Annotated in this window: 14 protein-coding genes and 1 pseudogene; 10 read left to right on the top strand and 5 right to left on the bottom strand. The window is 51.0% G+C overall.

All coding sequences use genetic code 11. The features are described 5' to 3' along the window. The first annotated feature begins 89 nt into the window (after positions 1 to 89). Both ACJHYD_RS13565 and ACJHYD_RS13570 read left to right on the top strand, forming a co-directional pair. Positions 90 to 1,391: pseudogene (locus tag ACJHYD_RS13565) on the top strand (MFS transporter). 14 nt (positions 1,392 to 1,405) lie between these two features. Next, a complete protein-coding gene (locus ACJHYD_RS13570) occupies positions 1,406 to 3,769 on the top strand; it encodes a TIM-barrel domain-containing protein (RefSeq protein ID WP_410228825.1) in 2,364 nt (787 codons plus the stop codon). 179 nt (positions 3,770 to 3,948) lie between these two features. Here the strand turns inward: ACJHYD_RS13570 and ACJHYD_RS13575 are convergent, their stop codons facing one another. Continuing rightward, positions 3,949 to 5,544, bottom strand: coding sequence for an ABC-F family ATPase (locus tag ACJHYD_RS13575; protein WP_000961457.1), 1,596 nt, complete (start codon positions 5,542 to 5,544; stop codon positions 3,949 to 3,951). A 218-nt stretch (positions 5,545 to 5,762) separates the two neighbouring features. Between ACJHYD_RS13575 and ldtB the strand changes: the two genes are divergently transcribed. Next, a complete protein-coding gene (ldtB, locus tag ACJHYD_RS13580) occupies positions 5,763 to 6,683 on the top strand; it encodes a L,D-transpeptidase (RefSeq protein ID WP_001056384.1) in 921 nt (306 codons plus the stop codon). A 58-nt stretch (positions 6,684 to 6,741) separates the two neighbouring features. Here the strand turns inward: ldtB and ACJHYD_RS13585 are convergent, their stop codons facing one another. Both ACJHYD_RS13585 and mntR read right to left on the bottom strand, forming a co-directional pair. Continuing rightward, entirely contained in the window at positions 6,742 to 7,860 is a 1,119-nt protein-coding gene (locus tag ACJHYD_RS13585) for an anion transporter (RefSeq protein ID WP_001550878.1), read from the bottom strand. Further along, a complete protein-coding gene (mntR, locus tag ACJHYD_RS13590; RefSeq protein WP_000091016.1) occupies positions 7,857 to 8,324 on the bottom strand; it encodes a manganese-binding transcriptional regulator MntR in 468 nt (155 codons plus the stop codon). Before mntR ends, ACJHYD_RS13585 begins: the two co-directional genes overlap by 4 nt. 185 nt (positions 8,325 to 8,509) lie before the next feature. On the opposite strand from mntR, the gene mntS reads away from it, so the two are divergent. Continuing rightward, positions 8,510 to 8,638, top strand: coding sequence for a manganase accumulation protein MntS (gene mntS / locus ACJHYD_RS13595; RefSeq protein ID WP_001001761.1), 129 nt, complete (start codon positions 8,510 to 8,512; stop codon positions 8,636 to 8,638). A gap of 271 nt (positions 8,639 to 8,909) precedes the next feature. After that, positions 8,910 to 10,493, top strand: a complete 1,584-nt coding sequence (gene opgE / locus ACJHYD_RS13600) for a phosphoethanolamine transferase (protein WP_001550877.1) — start codon at positions 8,910 to 8,912, stop codon at positions 10,491 to 10,493. A 48-nt stretch (positions 10,494 to 10,541) separates the two neighbouring features. On the opposite strand, the gene ompX is transcribed toward opgE, so the two are convergent. Further along, positions 10,542 to 11,057: an outer membrane protein OmpX gene (gene ompX, locus ACJHYD_RS13605; protein WP_001295296.1), complete on the bottom strand. Its 516-nt coding sequence runs from the start codon at positions 11,055 to 11,057 to the stop codon at positions 10,542 to 10,544. Between the two features lie 52 nt (positions 11,058 to 11,109). After that, positions 11,110 to 11,175 (bottom strand): protein YliM, encoded by a 66-nt coding sequence (locus tag ACJHYD_RS13610; RefSeq protein ID WP_120795379.1) that lies wholly within the window; start codon positions 11,173 to 11,175, stop codon positions 11,110 to 11,112. Positions 11,176 to 11,409: 234 nt separating this feature from the next. On the opposite strand from ACJHYD_RS13610, the gene rhtA reads away from it, so the two are divergent. The 5 genes from rhtA to glnQ all read left to right on the top strand — a co-directional run bounded on the left by rhtA (position 11,410) and on the right by glnQ (position 15,766). Then, entirely contained in the window at positions 11,410 to 12,297 is an 888-nt protein-coding gene (rhtA, locus tag ACJHYD_RS13615; RefSeq protein WP_001550876.1) for a threonine/homoserine exporter RhtA, read from the top strand. Between the two features lie 298 nt (positions 12,298 to 12,595). Next, a complete protein-coding gene (gene dps / locus ACJHYD_RS13620; protein ID WP_000100800.1) occupies positions 12,596 to 13,099 on the top strand; it encodes a DNA starvation/stationary phase protection protein Dps in 504 nt (167 codons plus the stop codon). A 403-nt stretch (positions 13,100 to 13,502) separates the two neighbouring features. Further along, positions 13,503 to 14,249, top strand: a complete 747-nt coding sequence (gene glnH / locus ACJHYD_RS13625) for a glutamine ABC transporter substrate-binding protein GlnH (protein WP_000843866.1) — start codon at positions 13,503 to 13,505, stop codon at positions 14,247 to 14,249. Between the two features lie 138 nt (positions 14,250 to 14,387). Beyond that, a complete protein-coding gene (gene glnP / locus ACJHYD_RS13630; protein WP_001159065.1) occupies positions 14,388 to 15,047 on the top strand; it encodes a glutamine ABC transporter permease GlnP in 660 nt (219 codons plus the stop codon). Then, positions 15,044 to 15,766 carry a glutamine ABC transporter ATP-binding protein GlnQ gene (glnQ, locus tag ACJHYD_RS13635; RefSeq protein ID WP_000569080.1) on the top strand — a complete coding sequence of 241 codons (723 nt, stop codon included), beginning with the start codon at positions 15,044 to 15,046 and terminating at the stop codon, positions 15,764 to 15,766. Before glnP ends, glnQ begins: the two co-directional genes overlap by 4 nt. Positions 15,767 to 15,881 lie beyond the last annotated feature (115 nt).

Consider the following 15,881-nt stretch of genomic DNA (forward strand, 5'->3'; position numbering starts at 1 on the left):
AAGACTTTATTTATCAAAAAGTTAAAAGTGGTGTGACAACTCCATTCTGACGTTGCCACACAAACCCTATACCATTCTGTGGAGTGCATATGAGTCAGGGTATCAATAACGATATGACTGCCAGTAAACCGCGCCATATCGTCAAAAATCTGCGTTGGTGGATACTGGTCCTTTTTTTGCTCGGTGTTACTGTCAACTACATCACGCGTAACTCGCTGGGTATTCTCGCCCCCGAACTGAAAAGCAACCTGGGGATTACCACCGAACAATATTCCTGGATTGTAGGTGCTTTCCAGCTCGCCTATACCCTATTCCAACCGTTGTGTGGATGGCTGATTGACGTCATTGGCCTCAAACTGGGCTTTATGATCTGCGCGGGACTGTGGGCGCTGGCCTGTCTGATGCATGCGGGGGCGGGAAACTGAGTACATCTGGCGCTGTTGCGCTTCTTTATGGGCGGTGCGGAAGCCGCGGCAACCCCAGCAAACGCCAAAACCATCGGTGAATGGTTTCCAAAATCAGAACGCCCGATCGCCGCAGGCTGGGCAGGCGTCGGTTTTTCCATCGGTGCCATGCTGGCCCCACCGATTATCTATTTTGCCCACGCTTCATTCGGCTGGCAGGGTGCATTTATGTTCACTGGCATCCTGGCGATGCTGTGGGTGGTGCTGTGGTGGGCGTTCTATCACAACCCGGATAAGCATCCGAACCTCAGCAAAGCCGAGCTGGACTTTATCCGCCAGGATAACGAAGCGCCCCCGATTAAATTACCCTTTCTGACCGCACTGAAAACCGTGGGCAAAAATAAACGCTTTTACGGTATCGCTATCCCGGCCTTTATGGCAGAACCGGCGTGGGCGGTGATGAGTTTCTGGGTGCCGCTATACCTGTCCAAAACCTATGGCATGGACCTGAAGCAGATCGCATTATTCGCCTGGTTGCCGTTCCTCGCCGCTGATCTTGGCAGTATTGCCAGCGGCTATCTGACCAAACTTTACACCCGCCTGTTTGGGCTGAGTCGTGTGAACTCCGTTGTCGCATCATCGGTCAGTGGCGCATTCTTGATGGTTTCGCTGGCGGTGATGGCCTTTACCAATAACCCGTATATCGCCATCGTCCTTATTTCCATCGGCGGCTTCGGTCACCAGATCATCTCCTGCATGCTGAGCGCACTGGTGGTGGAATCCTTCGACAAAGGTCAGATGGCCACTGTTAACGGCATGCGCGGTTCTGCCGCGTGGATCGCAAGTTTCCTGTTCTCCCTGATTATCGGGGTTACCGCTGACAAAATCGGCTTTAACCCCCTGTTTATCGCCATGGGCTTCTTTGACCTGATTGGCGCTTTCTTCCTGGTCACCTTTATTGCTGAACGTCGCGCAAAACGCGCCTGAGAGTGGATGTAAACATGAAAACGCTGAAAAACTGGACCCTGCACAAACAGTCTGCCCACCACGTTGAACTGCTGGTCGATGGCCAGCATATCCTGTGCCTGTACGTGCTGGAAGAAAATCTGTTCCGCGTGCTGTTAAAACGCAAAGGCGAGCTGGCGCTGGATCGCACCTGGAGCATTGCTCCGGCGCAGGATGTGCCATGGGAAGGGCGCAGCCGCGAAGATCTCAGCGGCTTTAGCCTGCCCGCGTGGACATTGATCCAGCACGACGACACCGTGGTTATCGCCACCGAGTCACTGCGTGCCACCGTTCACCAGCCGCTGTGGCTGGAGTGGCACTATCGTAACAACGAAGGCGAATGGCTGCCGTTGGTGAATGACCGCCCGACCAGCGCTTATCTGCTGAATGCCCACGGCGATGGCGTGGCACACTATCAGAGCCGTCGTAAAGATGAACGCTTTTATGGCCTCGGAGATAAAGCCGGCGACCTGCAACGCAACGGTAAACGTTACGAGATGCGTAACCTCGACGCGATGGGCTACAACGCCGTTAGTACTGACCCGCTGTACAAACACATTCCATTCACCATCACCCGCCGCGATGACATTAGCTTCGGCCTGTTTTATGACAACCTCAGCAGCTGCTGGCTGGATCTGGGCAACGAGATCGACAACTACCACACCGCCTATCGCCGCTGGCAGGCGGAAGCGGGTGATATCGACTACTACCTGTTTACCGGCGAACGCGTACTTGATATCACCAAAGCCTTCGTACGCCTGACCGGCAAAACCCTGTTCGGACCGAAATGGAGCCTGGGCTACAGCGGTTCAACTATGCACTACACCGATGCGCCGGACGCACAAAATCAGTTGATGAACTTTATCCGCCTGTGTGAAGAACATGCGATTCCCTGCGATTCGTTCCAGCTCTCTTCCGGTTATACCTCAATTAACGGCAAGCGCTATGTGTTCAACTGGAATTACGACAAAGTGCCGCAGCCGAAAGTGATGAGCCAGGCATTTCACAATGCTGGTTTGCACCTGGCCGCCAATATCAAGCCGTGCCTGTTGCAGGATCACCCACGCTATAACGAAGTGGCAGAAAGAGGACTGTTCATCCGTGATTCAGAAACAGATGAACCAGAACGTTCCAGCTTCTGGGATGACGAAGGTTCTAACCTCGACTTTACTAATCCGCAGACCATCCAGTGGTGGCAGGAAGGCGTGACCACACAGCTTCTGGATATGGGTATCGACTCCACCTGGAACGACAACAACGAATTCGAAGTATGGGACGGTGAAGCACGCTGTCACGGCTTTGGTCAGACGATCGCGATCAAACATATTCGCCCGGTGATGCCACTGCTGATGATGCGAGCCTCGATGGAAGCCCAGCAACGTTTCGCTCCGGAAAAACGTCCGTACTTGATCTCCCGCTCCGGCTGCGCGGGAATGCAGCGCTATGTGCAGACCTGGAGCGGCGATAACCGCACTAGCTGGGACACTCTGCGCTACAACACCCGCATGGGTCTGGGGATGAGCCTCTCCGGGCTGTATAACCTCGGTCACGACGTCGGCGGTTTCTCCGGTGATAAGCCGGACCCGGAACTGTTTGTACGCTGGGTACAAAACGGCGTGATGCATCCGCGCTTTACGATTCACTCGTGGAACGATGACCATACCGTAAACGAACCGTGGATGTATCCGGGCGTCACTCCGGCGATCCGCAGCGCTATTGAGTTGCGCTATCGCCTGCTGCCCTACTTTTATACCCTGATGTGGCAGGCATACGCCGATGATGAACCAATGCTGCGTCCGACTTTCCTTGACCACGAGCACGACGTTCAGACTTTTGAAGAGTGTGATGACTTCCTGCTTGGTCGCGATATTTTGGTTGCCAGCGTCGTAGAGCAAGGCGAGCGCCAGCGCCGTGTATGGCTGCCAGATAACGAAACTGGCTGGTACGATTTCTACAACGGCGAATGGTTCAGTGGCGGTCAGTGGATCACCCTCGACGCACCGCTGGAGAAACTGCCGCTGATGGTGCGTGCCGGGGCTGGTCTACCGCTCAGCAAACGCATCACCTATGTGAGCGCAGAACAAGACGATACCCGCGAACTGAAACTGTTCCCGCTGAAAGGTGTGGGCACAACGTCCGGCCTGCTGTTTGAAGACGATGGCGAAAGCTGGGGCTACCAAACTGGTAATGCGCTTTGGGTGGAATGGGAAATGGTTTGCGATGGGGCGACCATCAACCTGAAAGTCAACGCGCGCGGGGATTATCGACCTGCATGGAGTGCACTGAAAGTGTCATTACCAGTGGAAGAAAAACGCACGCTGCTGGTCAATGGTGTTGAAGGGAGTGAATGGATGCGTTAAATCATTACCGGGGCCGGGAGGCGACTGCGCCTTACCCGGTCCAGCCATCGAATCCTTTACCTCAGTATTTCACGCTGCAGGAAGGCAGCAAACCTGTAAACCCCGGGAGCTTAAATAAGTAAGTGACCGGGGTGAACAGGTGAAGCCAATGCATCTGCCGCATGAAAGACGGCGGGAAATTAACCGTCGATCCCTTTACTACGCAGGTAATCTTCGTAATTACCGCTAAAGTCGATCACGCGTTCCGGGGTGATTTCCAGAATTCGGGTCGCCAGGGAGCTTACAAACTCACGGTCGTGAGACACAAAGATCAGCGTGCCCTGATACAGTTCCAGCGCCATGTTCAGCGACTCAATAGATTCCATATCCAGGTGGTTGGTCGGTTCGTCCATGATCAGAATGTTCGGCTTCTGCATCATTAACTTACCAAACAGCATCCGCCCTTTTTCTCCACCGGAAAGCACTTTCGCTGGCTTTTTGATGTCGTCCTGGCTGAACAGCAAACGACCGAGAATGCTGCGTACCGCCTGCTCATCATCGCCTTCCTGCTTCCACTGGCTCATCCATTCGAACACGGTCAGATCATTTTCAAACTCATATTCGTGGTCCTGGGCGTAGTAACCAATGCGTGCGTTTTCAGACCATTTTACGGTGCCGCTGTCCGGTTGCAGATCGCCCACCAGCGTTTTCAGCAGCGTTGATTTACCGACGCCGTTGGTACCCAGTACAGCCAGTTTTTCACCCACTTCCAGCAGCAGGTTGAGATTTTTAAACAGTGGACCGTTATCAAACCCTTTGGTCAGACCTTCCACTTCCAGCGCGTTACGGAACAGTTTCTTATCCTGTTCAAAACGGATGAACGGGTTCTGACGGCTGGAGGCTTTCACCTCTTCCAGTTTGATTTTATCAATCTGGCGCGCGCGCGAAGTTGCCTGGCGAGATTTCGAGGCGTTGGCGCTAAAGCGGCTAACGAAAGATTGCAGCTCAGCAATCTGCGCTTTCTTCTTGGCGTTATCAGCCAGCAGACGCTCACGCGCCTGGGTCGCCGCCGTCATGTACTCATCGTAGTTACCTGGATAAACGCGCAGCTCGCCGTAATCCAGATCCGCCATGTGGGTACAAACCATGTTAAGGAAGTGACGGTCGTGCGAGATGATGATCATGGTGCTGTCACGCTCGTTCAGCACCTGTTCCAGCCAACGAATGGTGTCGATGTCGAGGTTGTTGGTCGGTTCGTCGAGCAGGAGAATGTCTGGATCAGCAAACAGCGCCTGCGCCAGCAGCACACGCAGCTTCCAGCCAGGAGCAACTTCACTCATCGGGCCGTAGTGCTGTTCCACTGGAATTCCCACGCCAAGCAACAGTTCACCGGCGCGAGCTTCCGCAGAGTAACCGTCCATTTCGCCGTATTTCACTTCCAGATCGGCCACTTTATAGCCGTCTTCTTCACTCATTTCCGGCAAAGCATAGATGCGGTCACGCTCCTGTTTCACTTCCCACAACTCTTTATGCCCCATGATCACCGTATCCAACACAGTGAACTCTTCAAAGGCAAACTGATCCTGACGCAGCTTACCAATGCGCTCGTTGGGATCGAGGGAAACGTTACCCAACGTCGGCTCTAAGTCGCCGCCGAGGATCTTCATAAAGGTGGATTTACCACTACCGTTCGCGCCAATCAGGCCGTAACGGTTGCCGCCGCCAAATTTGACGGAAATGTTTTCAAACAACGGCTTACTGCCGAACTGCATGGTGACGTTACTGGAAACTAACACAGGCGTATCCTGAAAAGAGATATGACAAACCGCGCATTATGCCATAAGTCTGAAAGAAGATCCTGCTCCTCGCTTAAGGTCTACACTCAAGCCAAAGGCAAAAAATGTGATTTCGTACACATCTGATTTCACTGTGAGCAGGAATGAACTTATAATGCGCTTCCAATACTCTAATATTCTCAACCCAATGGCCTGCCAGGCACAAAATCTCGCTTAACATGAATATGAAATTGAAAACATTATTCGCAGCGGCCTTCGCTGTTGTCGGCTTTTGCAGTACCGCCTCTGCGGTAACTTATCCTCTGCCAACCGACGGGAGTCGCCTGGTTGGTCAGAATCAGGTGATCACCATTCCTGAAGGTAACACTCAGCCGCTGGAGTATTTTGCCGCCGAGTACCAGATGGGGCTTTCCAATATGATGGAAGCGAACCCGGGTGTGGATACCTTCCTGCCGAAAGGCGGTACTGTACTGAACATTCCGCAGCAGCTGATCCTGCCGGATACCGTTCATGAAGGCATCGTCATTAACAGTGCAGAGATGCGTCTGTATTACTATCCGAAAGGAACCAACACCGTTATCGTGCTGCCGATCGGCATTGGTCAGTTAGGCAAAGACACGCCTATCAACTGGACCACCAAAGTTGAGCGTAAGAAAGCAGGCCCGACCTGGACGCCAACCGCTAAAATGCACGCAGAGTACCGCGCTGCGGGCGAACCGCTTCCGGCTGTCGTTCCGGCAGGTCCGGATAACCCGATGGGTCTGTATGCACTCTACATCGGTCGCCTGTACGCTATCCATGGCACCAACGCCAACTTCGGTATCGGCCTGCGCGTAAGTCATGGTTGTGTGCGCCTGCGTAACGAAGACATCAAATTCCTGTTCGAGAAAGTGCCGGTCGGTACTCGCGTACAGTTTATTGATGAGCCGGTAAAAGCGACCACCGAGCCAGACGGCAGCCGTTATATTGAAGTCCATAATCCGCTGTCTACCACCGAAGCCCAGTTTGAAGGTCAGGAAATTGTGCCAATTACCCTGACGAAGAGTGTGCAGACAGTGACCGGTCAGCCTGATGTTGACCAGGTTGTTCTGGATGAAGCGATCAAAAATCGTTCCGGGATGCCGGTTCGTCTGAATTAATCGTCAAAACGTAAAAACAGAGGCGGACTCATCATCCGCCTTTTTTATTTGCCAGATCCTACCAGGCCGGGAGCATAACGAATAAAACGTATCCCACCAGCGCCGCCCACAACAGCATCGGTATTGAATAGAGATGGAAACGCCACCAGATACGGCGATCGTTCGCCATCCGTAACGCAATCAAATTTGCCAGCGATCCGGGTAATAAACCAAAGCCCCCCACGTTTACCGCCCATGCCAGTAATAAAGACGGCGGTACATAATTGAGCAGCAAAATGGTACTCGGCACGTTACTGATCACCTGCGATAAACCGATTGCCGTTAACCATAACCCGGGTTCAGATAAATGACTCACGTTACCCAACACACCTTGCAACGCTGGAAGCTGGGTCAGTAAATGGACGTCGATAAACATCGCCATAAACACCAGCAGCAGCGTCCAGTCCACACTGAGCACCACGCGACGTGCCAGCAGCGCAAAGCCCGCCGCCACAATCACCAGTCCCCACAGCTCTTGTTTTAACTCCAGCGCCGTCAGAAAGACGATATACAGCCCCAGACAACTCCACACCAGCCGCGGTTTCCACTCCGGAGTTTGCACCCCCGTATGGTATTGCAGTGCCTTTCCAGGGAAACAACACCAGCACAGGAGCAGGAGCGTCAGCATCATTGCGCCAGCCAGTGGTGCCATTTGGGCAATAAATCCGGCAAACGAAAGACCAGAACGTCCCCAGATAAGAATATTTTGCGGGTTGCCAATTGGCGTCAGTAGCGAACCAGCGTTGACTGCCAGCGCTTCAAAAATAATCAGCCGATTAACCGGGATCTCACACAGTCTTTTTAGCGTGATAGTCAGCGGAACAACAATAAACAGCGCGACATCGTTGGTCAGAAAGGTAGAAAGCAGCGCCGCCGCCAGCACCATAAACATCGCCAGCCGACGCTCCGTAGCAAAGCGGCGCACCATTTTGCGCCCCAGCACATCAAAATAACCGCTTAACTCCACACCTTTGGTCAGCAGCATCAGGCCGCTTAAGGTGATGATGGTGTGCCAGTCGATAGCAGCAGGCCAGGATTTCGGTGCAAAAGGCACGAAAAAGCTTAATCCGATACCAACAAGAATTAATAACTGAAAAAAACGATCGCCTTGCAGCGTGCGTAAAAAAGGCAGGCTCATTTGGCACCGTGTTTCTGGGTAAACAAACGAAAAGCGTCGAGCGTCTCTTCACTAACATGGTGCTCCATGCCTTCCGCGTCGCGACGGGCGATTTCCGGACTGACGCCCAACACCAACAAGAAATTTTCGACTATCTGATGTCGCTCGCGGCTTTCCTGCGCCAGCTTCTCTCCTTCTGCCGTTAAAAACACGCCACGCCAGGGGATCATTTCAATCAGCCCCATGGTTGCCAGTCGCTTAAGCATTTTAGCCACCGTCGGTTGCGAAACTCCCAAACGAGCAGCCATGTCTACCTGACGAGCTTCCCCCACTTCCCTGATCAAGTCAGAAATCAGCTCAACGTAATCATCAATAAGCTCGCGCCGATGCGCCTCTCTGACCTGGCGGAACCCTTCAACGTGCTCTTCCACGTTCACTAACTGCGTCACTTTTTTTGCTGTTGGCGTACCTGCGCGACGACTCATTGTGCTTCCTCATTATGGTGACGCATACATAGCGTTCTCATTTCGTGCGCACATTGTAAACCAGAGTTGCGAAGGTACAAAAAATTAACGTTTTAGCAATAGCTATATAATATAGCCTGTGCTATATCTGTATGTAATGCAATCATCCCTCAAGGATCGACGGGATTAGCAAGTCAGGAGGTCTTATGAATGAGTTCAAGAGGTGTATGCGCGTGTTTAGTCATTCTCCCTTTAAAGTACGGTTAATGCTGCTCTCTATGTTGTGCGATATGGTCAACAACAAACCGCAGCAAGATAAACCTTCCGATAAATAGCGGCGTCACGGTACGCCGCTTCACTCCTGCTTTTATGCAGGCACAACGCGTTTTGGTCTGAAAAACCCCACTTTTTGTCGGATTTGCAATCCCCTTCGCAAAAGATTTGTTCGTCAGTAGTTGACCTGAACGGCGGCGCGCTCTATCTTCTTGCAGCCCTGCGTATATTGCGGCTCGCGGATGCGGACCCCTTTCCCCTCTCCACGCACTCTTGCAGGTATTGACCCTTGACGCCAGGGTAAGCACATGGCGTTTGTTACGATAGTGGCATATGAATTTAACCCTCAAAGAATCGCTTGTTACCCGTAGCCGGGTATTTAGCCCGTGGACTGCGTTCTACTTTTTACAGTCGCTATTAATTAACCTCGGCTTAGGTTATCCCTTCAGTTTGCTCTACACCGCTGCGTTTACGGCTATGTTGCTTTTGCTATGGCGAACATTGCCTCGCGTACAAAAAGTTCTGGTCGGTGTCAGTTCGCTGGTGGCGGCTTGTTATTTCCCTTTTGCTCAGGCCTACGGCGCGCCTAATTTCAATACATTGCTGGCATTGCACTCCACCAATATGGAAGAGTCGACCGAAATCCTGACGATTTTTCCGTGGTACAGCTACCTGGTCGGCTTATTTATTTTTGCGCTCGGCTTAATAGCAATCAGGCGAAAAAAAGAGAATGAAAAAGCGCGCTGGAATACCTTCGACAGCCTGTGTCTGGTATTCAGTGTGGCGACATTTTTTGTTGCTCCCATGCAAAACCTGGCCTGGGGCGGCGTATTTAAACTGAAAGATACCGGCTATCCGGTATTTCGTTTTGCTAAGGATGTCATCGTCAATAATAACGAGGTGATTGAAGAGCAAGAACGGATGGCAAAACTTTCCGGAATGAAAGATACCTGGACGGTCACTGCCGTTAAGCCGAAATATCAGACCTATGTGGTGGTGATCGGTGAAAGCGCGCGTCGCGATGCCCTCGGTGCCTTTGGCGGTCACTGGGACAATACCCCGTTTGCCAGCAGTGTTAACGGTTTGATATTTGCTGACTACATTGCCGCCAGTGGCTCCACGCAGAAATCGCTTGGCTTAACGCTCAATCGCGTAGTCGATGGCAAACCACAGTTTCAGGATAACTTTGTCACCCTGGCAAATCGCGCGGGCTTCCAGACCTGGTGGTTTTCCAACCAGGGCCAAATCGGCGAATACGATACCGCCATCGCCAGCATCGCCAAACGTGCAGATGAAGTGTACTTCCTGAAAGAAGGTAATTTTGAAGCAGATAAAAACACGAAAGACGAAGCGTTACTGGATATGACCGCTCAAGTGCTGGCACAAGAGCACTCGCAACCGCAGCTGATTGTTTTACATCTGATGGGCTCGCATCCGCAGGCCTGCGACAGGACACAAGGCAAATACGAAACCTTTGTGCAATCGAAAGAAACGTCGTGCTATCTCTATACCATGACGCAAACAGACGATTTACTGCGTAAGCTGTACGATCAGTTACGCAACAGCGGCAGCAGCTTCTCGCTGGTTTACTTTTCTGACCACGGTCTGGCCTTTAAAGAGCGCGGCAAAGACGTGCAATACCTTGCCCATGATGATAAATATCAGCAAAATTTCCAGGTGCCTTTTATGGTCATTTCGAGCGACGATAAAGCGCATCGGGTGATTAAAGCCCGCCGCTCTGCCAATGACTTCTTAGGCTTTTTCTCCCAGTGGACGGGAATTAAAGCGAAGGAAATTAACATCAAATACCCGTTTATATCTGAGAAGAAAGCCGGGCCGATATACATCACCAACTTCCAGTTACAGAAGGTGGATTACAACCATCTCGGAACCGATATTTTCGACCCGAAACCTTAAAAACAAAAATCCGCCCCGAGAGGCGGATTTTTTATATCACCGAAGTGATTAGAAGCGGTAACCAACACCGGCAATCCAGGTGCCTACGTCAACGCTACGAATACGGCTCTGCTCGTAAGAGAAGTCCAGAGCAACGTTTTCCATCGGGTTGAACTGCAGACCAGCACCGTAGGAGAAACCGTAGTCGCTGGTGTCGTGTTTGTAGGTCGGGTATTCAGTGGTCTGGAATTTACCATAACCCACACCCACTACACCGTAGATGCTTGCCCAGTCGTTAATGCGGTAAGCCGGACCAGCAGTGATGCCGTAGTACTGGTTTTTGTTGTAGTCACCAGAGCTTGCAGTACGGCTTTTCTCGGTGTAAGTGAAAGAACCGATCACACCCAGCGGGCTGTTGTCTTCTTCATAGCGGTATTTCAGGTTGAAACCGCCCATTTTGTTCATTTGGCCCTGAGCGTCGCTCTGTGCGTAACCGCCAGTTACGGTAGAAGTTGCAGCTACGGAAGTACCTGCGGTGAAAGCCAGAACTGCGGCCAGTGCTGAAAGACATGCAATTTTTTTCATAACCACCTCAAATGTGATTCAAATAAGTCCTAAGTTTTAAATATATCAAAAATTAATGGGAAACTCTTCGCGATTTGTGATGTCTAACGGGCCATTTCATGTAACAGAACGTTTCCATACACCGCTATCCATCTAAATTTAAATCACTTTTTCAGAGAACTGCGTAAGTATTACGCATGTTTTCCCTGTCATTCATCCAGATTATTCCTAATCACCAGACTAATGATTCCATCAATCCTGGCGCATTTTAGTCAAAACGGGGGAAAATTTTTTCAACAAATGCTCAACCAGCATTGGGTATATCCAGTACACTCCACGCTTTACTTAAGTCTAGATATTTGTGGGAGAAAGGATGCCTGGTTCATTACGTAAAATGCCGGTCTGGTTACCAATAGTCATATTGCTCGTTGCCATGGCGTCTATTCAGGGTGGAGCCTCGTTAGCTAAGTCACTTTTTCCTCTGGTGGGCGCACCGGGTGTCACTGCGCTGCGTCTGGCATTAGGAACGCTGATCCTCATCGCGTTCTTTAAGCCATGGCGACTGCGCTTTGCCAAAGAGCAACGGTTACCGCTGTTGTTTTACGGCGTTTCGCTGGGGGGGATGAATTATCTTTTTTATCTTTCTATTCAGACGGTACCGCTGGGTATTGCGGTGGCGCTGGAGTTCACCGGACCACTGGCGGTGGCGCTGTTCTCTTCTCGTCGCCCGGTAGATTTCGTCTGGGTTGTGCTGGCGGTTCTTGGTCTGTGGTTCCTGCTACCGCTGGGGCAAGACGTTTCCCATGTCGATTTAATCGGCTGTGCGCTGGCACTGGGGGCCGGGGCTTGTTGGGCTATTTACATTTTAAGTGGGCAACGCGCAGGAGCGGAACATGGCCCTGCGACGGTGGCTATTGGTTCGTTGATTGCAGCGTTAATTTTCGTGCCAATTGGAGCGCTTCAGGCTGGTGAAGCACTCTGGCACTGGTCGGTTATTCCATTGGGTCTGGCGGTCGCTATTCTCTCGACCGCTCTGCCTTATTCGCTGGAAATGATTGCCCTCACCCGTTTGCCAACACGGACATTTGGTACGCTGATGAGCATGGAACCGGCGCTGGCTGCCGTTTCCGGGATGATTTTCCTCGGAGAAACACTGACACCCATACAGCTGCTGGCGCTCGGCGCTATCATCGCCGCTTCAATGGGGTCTACGCTGACAGTACGCAAAGAGAGCAAAATAAAAGAATTAGACATTAATTAAATTTACATTTCTGCATGGTTATGCATAACCATGCAGAATTTCTCGCTACTTTTCCTCTACACCGTCTTTATATATCGAATTATGCAAAAGCATATTTATTCCGAAAATTCCTGGCGAGCCAATAAATAAGAATTGTTCTTATCAATATAACTAACCCATTGAATTTTTATTAGTTTTGTTTTTCACGCTTGTTACCACTATTAGTGTGATAGGAACAGCCAGAATAGCGGAACACATAGCCGGTGCTATACTTAGTCTCGTTAATTACTGGGACATAACATCAAGAGGATATGAAATTATGAGTACCGCTAAATTAGTTAAATCAAAAGCGACCAATCTGCTTTATACCCGCAACGATGTCTCCGACAGCGAGAAAAAAGCAACAGTAGAGTTGCTGAATCGCCAGGTTATCCAGTTTATTGATCTTTCTTTGATTACCAAACAAGCGCACTGGAACATGCGCGGCGCTAACTTCATTGCCGTACATGAAATGCTGGATGGCTTCCGCACCGCACTGATCGATCATCTGGATACCATGGCAGAACGTGCAGTGCAGCTGGGCGGTGTAGCTCTGGGGACCACTCAAGTTATCAACAGCAAAACTCCGCTGAAAAGTTACCCGCTGGACATCCACAACGTTCAGGATCACCTGAAAGAGCTGGCTGACCGTTACGCAATCGTCGCTAATGACGTACGCAAAGCGATTGGCGAAGCGAAAGATGACGACACCGCAGATATCCTGACCGCCGCGTCTCGCGACCTGGATAAATTCCTGTGGTTTATCGAGTCTAACATCGAATAAATCCATCGTTGATGGTGCAGAACTTTAGTACACGATAAAAGCGGCTTCCTGACAGGAGGCCGTTTTGTTTTGTAGCCCGCCTCAACGCACTTATTTAGTGCATCCATCTGCTATCCCCAGCTGGTTAAGTAAATTTTTTGTATCCACATCATCACACAATCGTTACATAAAGATTGTTTTTTCATCAGGTTTTACGCTAAATAATCACTGTGTTGAGTGCACAATTTTAGCGCACCAGTTTGGTGCCCCAGAATGGTGCATCTTCAGGGTATTGCCCTATAAATCGTGCATCACGTTTTTGCCGCATCTCGAAAAATCAATGAGTTGCAAAACTGGCACGATTTTTTCATATATGTGAATGTCACGCAGGGGATCGTCCCGTGGATAGAAAAAAGGAAATGCTATGAAGTCTGTATTAAAAGTTTCACTGGCTGCACTGACCCTGGCTTTTGCGGTTTCTTCTCATGCCGCGGATAAAAAATTAGTTGTCGCGACGGATACCGCCTTCGTTCCGTTTGAATTTAAACAGGGCGATAAATACGTGGGCTTTGACGTTGATCTGTGGGCTGCCATCGCTAAAGAACTGAAGCTGGATTACGAACTGAAGCCGATGGATTTCAGTGGGATCATTCCGGCACTGCAAACCAAAAACGTCGATCTGGCGCTGGCGGGCATCACCATTACCGACGAGCGTAAAAAAGCGATCGATTTCTCTGACGGCTACTACAAAAGCGGCCTGTTAGTGATGGTGAAAGCTAACAATAACGATGTGAAAAGCGTGAAAGATCTCGACGGGAAAGTGGTTGCTGTGAAGAGCGGCACTGGCTCCGTTGATTACGCGAAAGCAAACATCAAAACTAAAGATCTGCGTCAGTTCCCGAACATTGATAACGCCTATATGGAACTGGGCACCAACCGCGCAGATGCCGTTCTGCACGATACGCCAAATATTTTGTACTTCATCAAAACCGCCGGTAACGGTCAGTTCAAAGCGGTAGGTGACTCTCTGGAAGCACAGCAATACGGTATTGCGTTCCCGAAAGGTAGCGACGAGCTGCGTGACAAAGTCAACGGCGCGTTGAAAACCCTGCGCGAGAACGGAACTTACAACGAAATCTACAAAAAATGGTTCGGTACTGAACCGAAATAATAACGCTACGCCTGTAAAGCGCACTGGCAGTTCCCTCTCCCCTCTGGGGAGAGGATTAGGGTGAGGGGCGCAAACCCGCTCCGGGGCCATTAATTACCCTGAATTTGATTATTTACACCACGGTAACAGGAACAACATATGCAGTTTGACTGGAGTGCCATCTGGCCTGCCATTCCGCTTCTGATTGAAGGTGCCAAAATGACCCTGTGGATTTCGGTCCTCGGTTTGGCTGGCGGTCTGGTGATCGGATTGCTGGCAGGTTTTGCACGCACCTTCGGTGGTTGGATAGCCAACCACGTCGCGCTGGTCTTTATTGAAGTGATCCGCGGCACACCTATCGTCGTCCAGGTGATGTTTATTTATTTCGCCCTGCCGATGGCGTTTAACGACTTACGCATCGACCCGTTTACTGCGGCGGTGGTCACCATCATGATCAACTCCGGCGCGTACATTGCGGAAATCACGCGTGGTGCGGTGCTGTCTATTCACAAAGGTTTTCGTGAAGCAGGACTGGCGCTCGGTCTTTCACGTTGGGAAACCATTCGCTACGTCATTTTACCGCTGGCACTGCGTCGTATGCTGCCGCCGCTGGGTAACCAGTGGATCATCAGTATAAAAGATACCTCGCTGTTTATTGTTATCGGCGTGGCGGAACTGACCCGTCAGGGGCAAGAAATTATTGCCGGTAACTTCCGCGCCCTTGAGATCTGGAGCGCCGTGGCGGTGTTCTATCTGATTATTACCCTGGTGCTGAGCTTTATTCTGCGTCGTCTGGAAAGAAGGATGAAAATCCTGTGATTGAATTTAAAAACGTCTCCAAGCATTTTGGTCCAACCCAGGTGCTGCACAATATCGATTTGAACATTGCTCAGGGCGAAGTCGTGGTGATTATCGGGCCGTCCGGTTCCGGTAAATCGACCCTGCTGCGCTGCATCAACAAACTGGAAGAAATCACTTCCGGCGATCTGATTGTCGATGGCCTGAAGGTTAACGATCCGAAAGTTGACGAGCGCCTGATTCGCCAGGAAGCAGGTATGGTGTTCCAGCAGTTTTACCTCTTCCCGCATCTGACGGCGCTGGAAAACGTCATGTTTGGTCCGCTACGCGTGCGTGGCGCGAACAAAGAAGAGGCGGAAAAACTGGCGCGTGAGCTGCTGGCGAAAGTCGGCCTGGCAGAACGCGCTCACCACTACCCTTCCGAGCTTTCTGGTGGTCAGCAACAGCGTGTGGCGATTGCCCGTGCGCTGGCGGTAAAACCGAAAATGATGCTGTTCGATGAACCGACTTCCGCTCTTGACCCGGAACTGCGCCATGAAGTGCTGAAGGTTATGCAGGACCTGGCTGAAGAAGGGATGACGATGGTGATCGTGACCCACGAAATCGGTTTTGCCGAGAAAGTAGCTTCGCGCCTGATCTTTATCGACAAAGGCCGGATTGCGGAAGATGGCGATCCGCAGGTGTTAATCAAGAACCCACCGAGCCAGCGCTTGCAGGAATTTTTGCAGCACGTCTCTTAACTTCTCAGCCTCCCTTTCCCCCGAAAGGGAGGCACACCAGATTCCTCTCATTTAAAATCGCCCCTCCCCCAGCATCTATACTTATCTTTTTGCTCTGTTTTCTCACTGGAGGAGT

Source organism: Escherichia sp. WS1368 (genome assembly GCF_046487485.1).
Taxonomy (GTDB): Bacteria; Pseudomonadota; Gammaproteobacteria; order Enterobacterales; family Enterobacteriaceae; genus Escherichia; species Escherichia coli.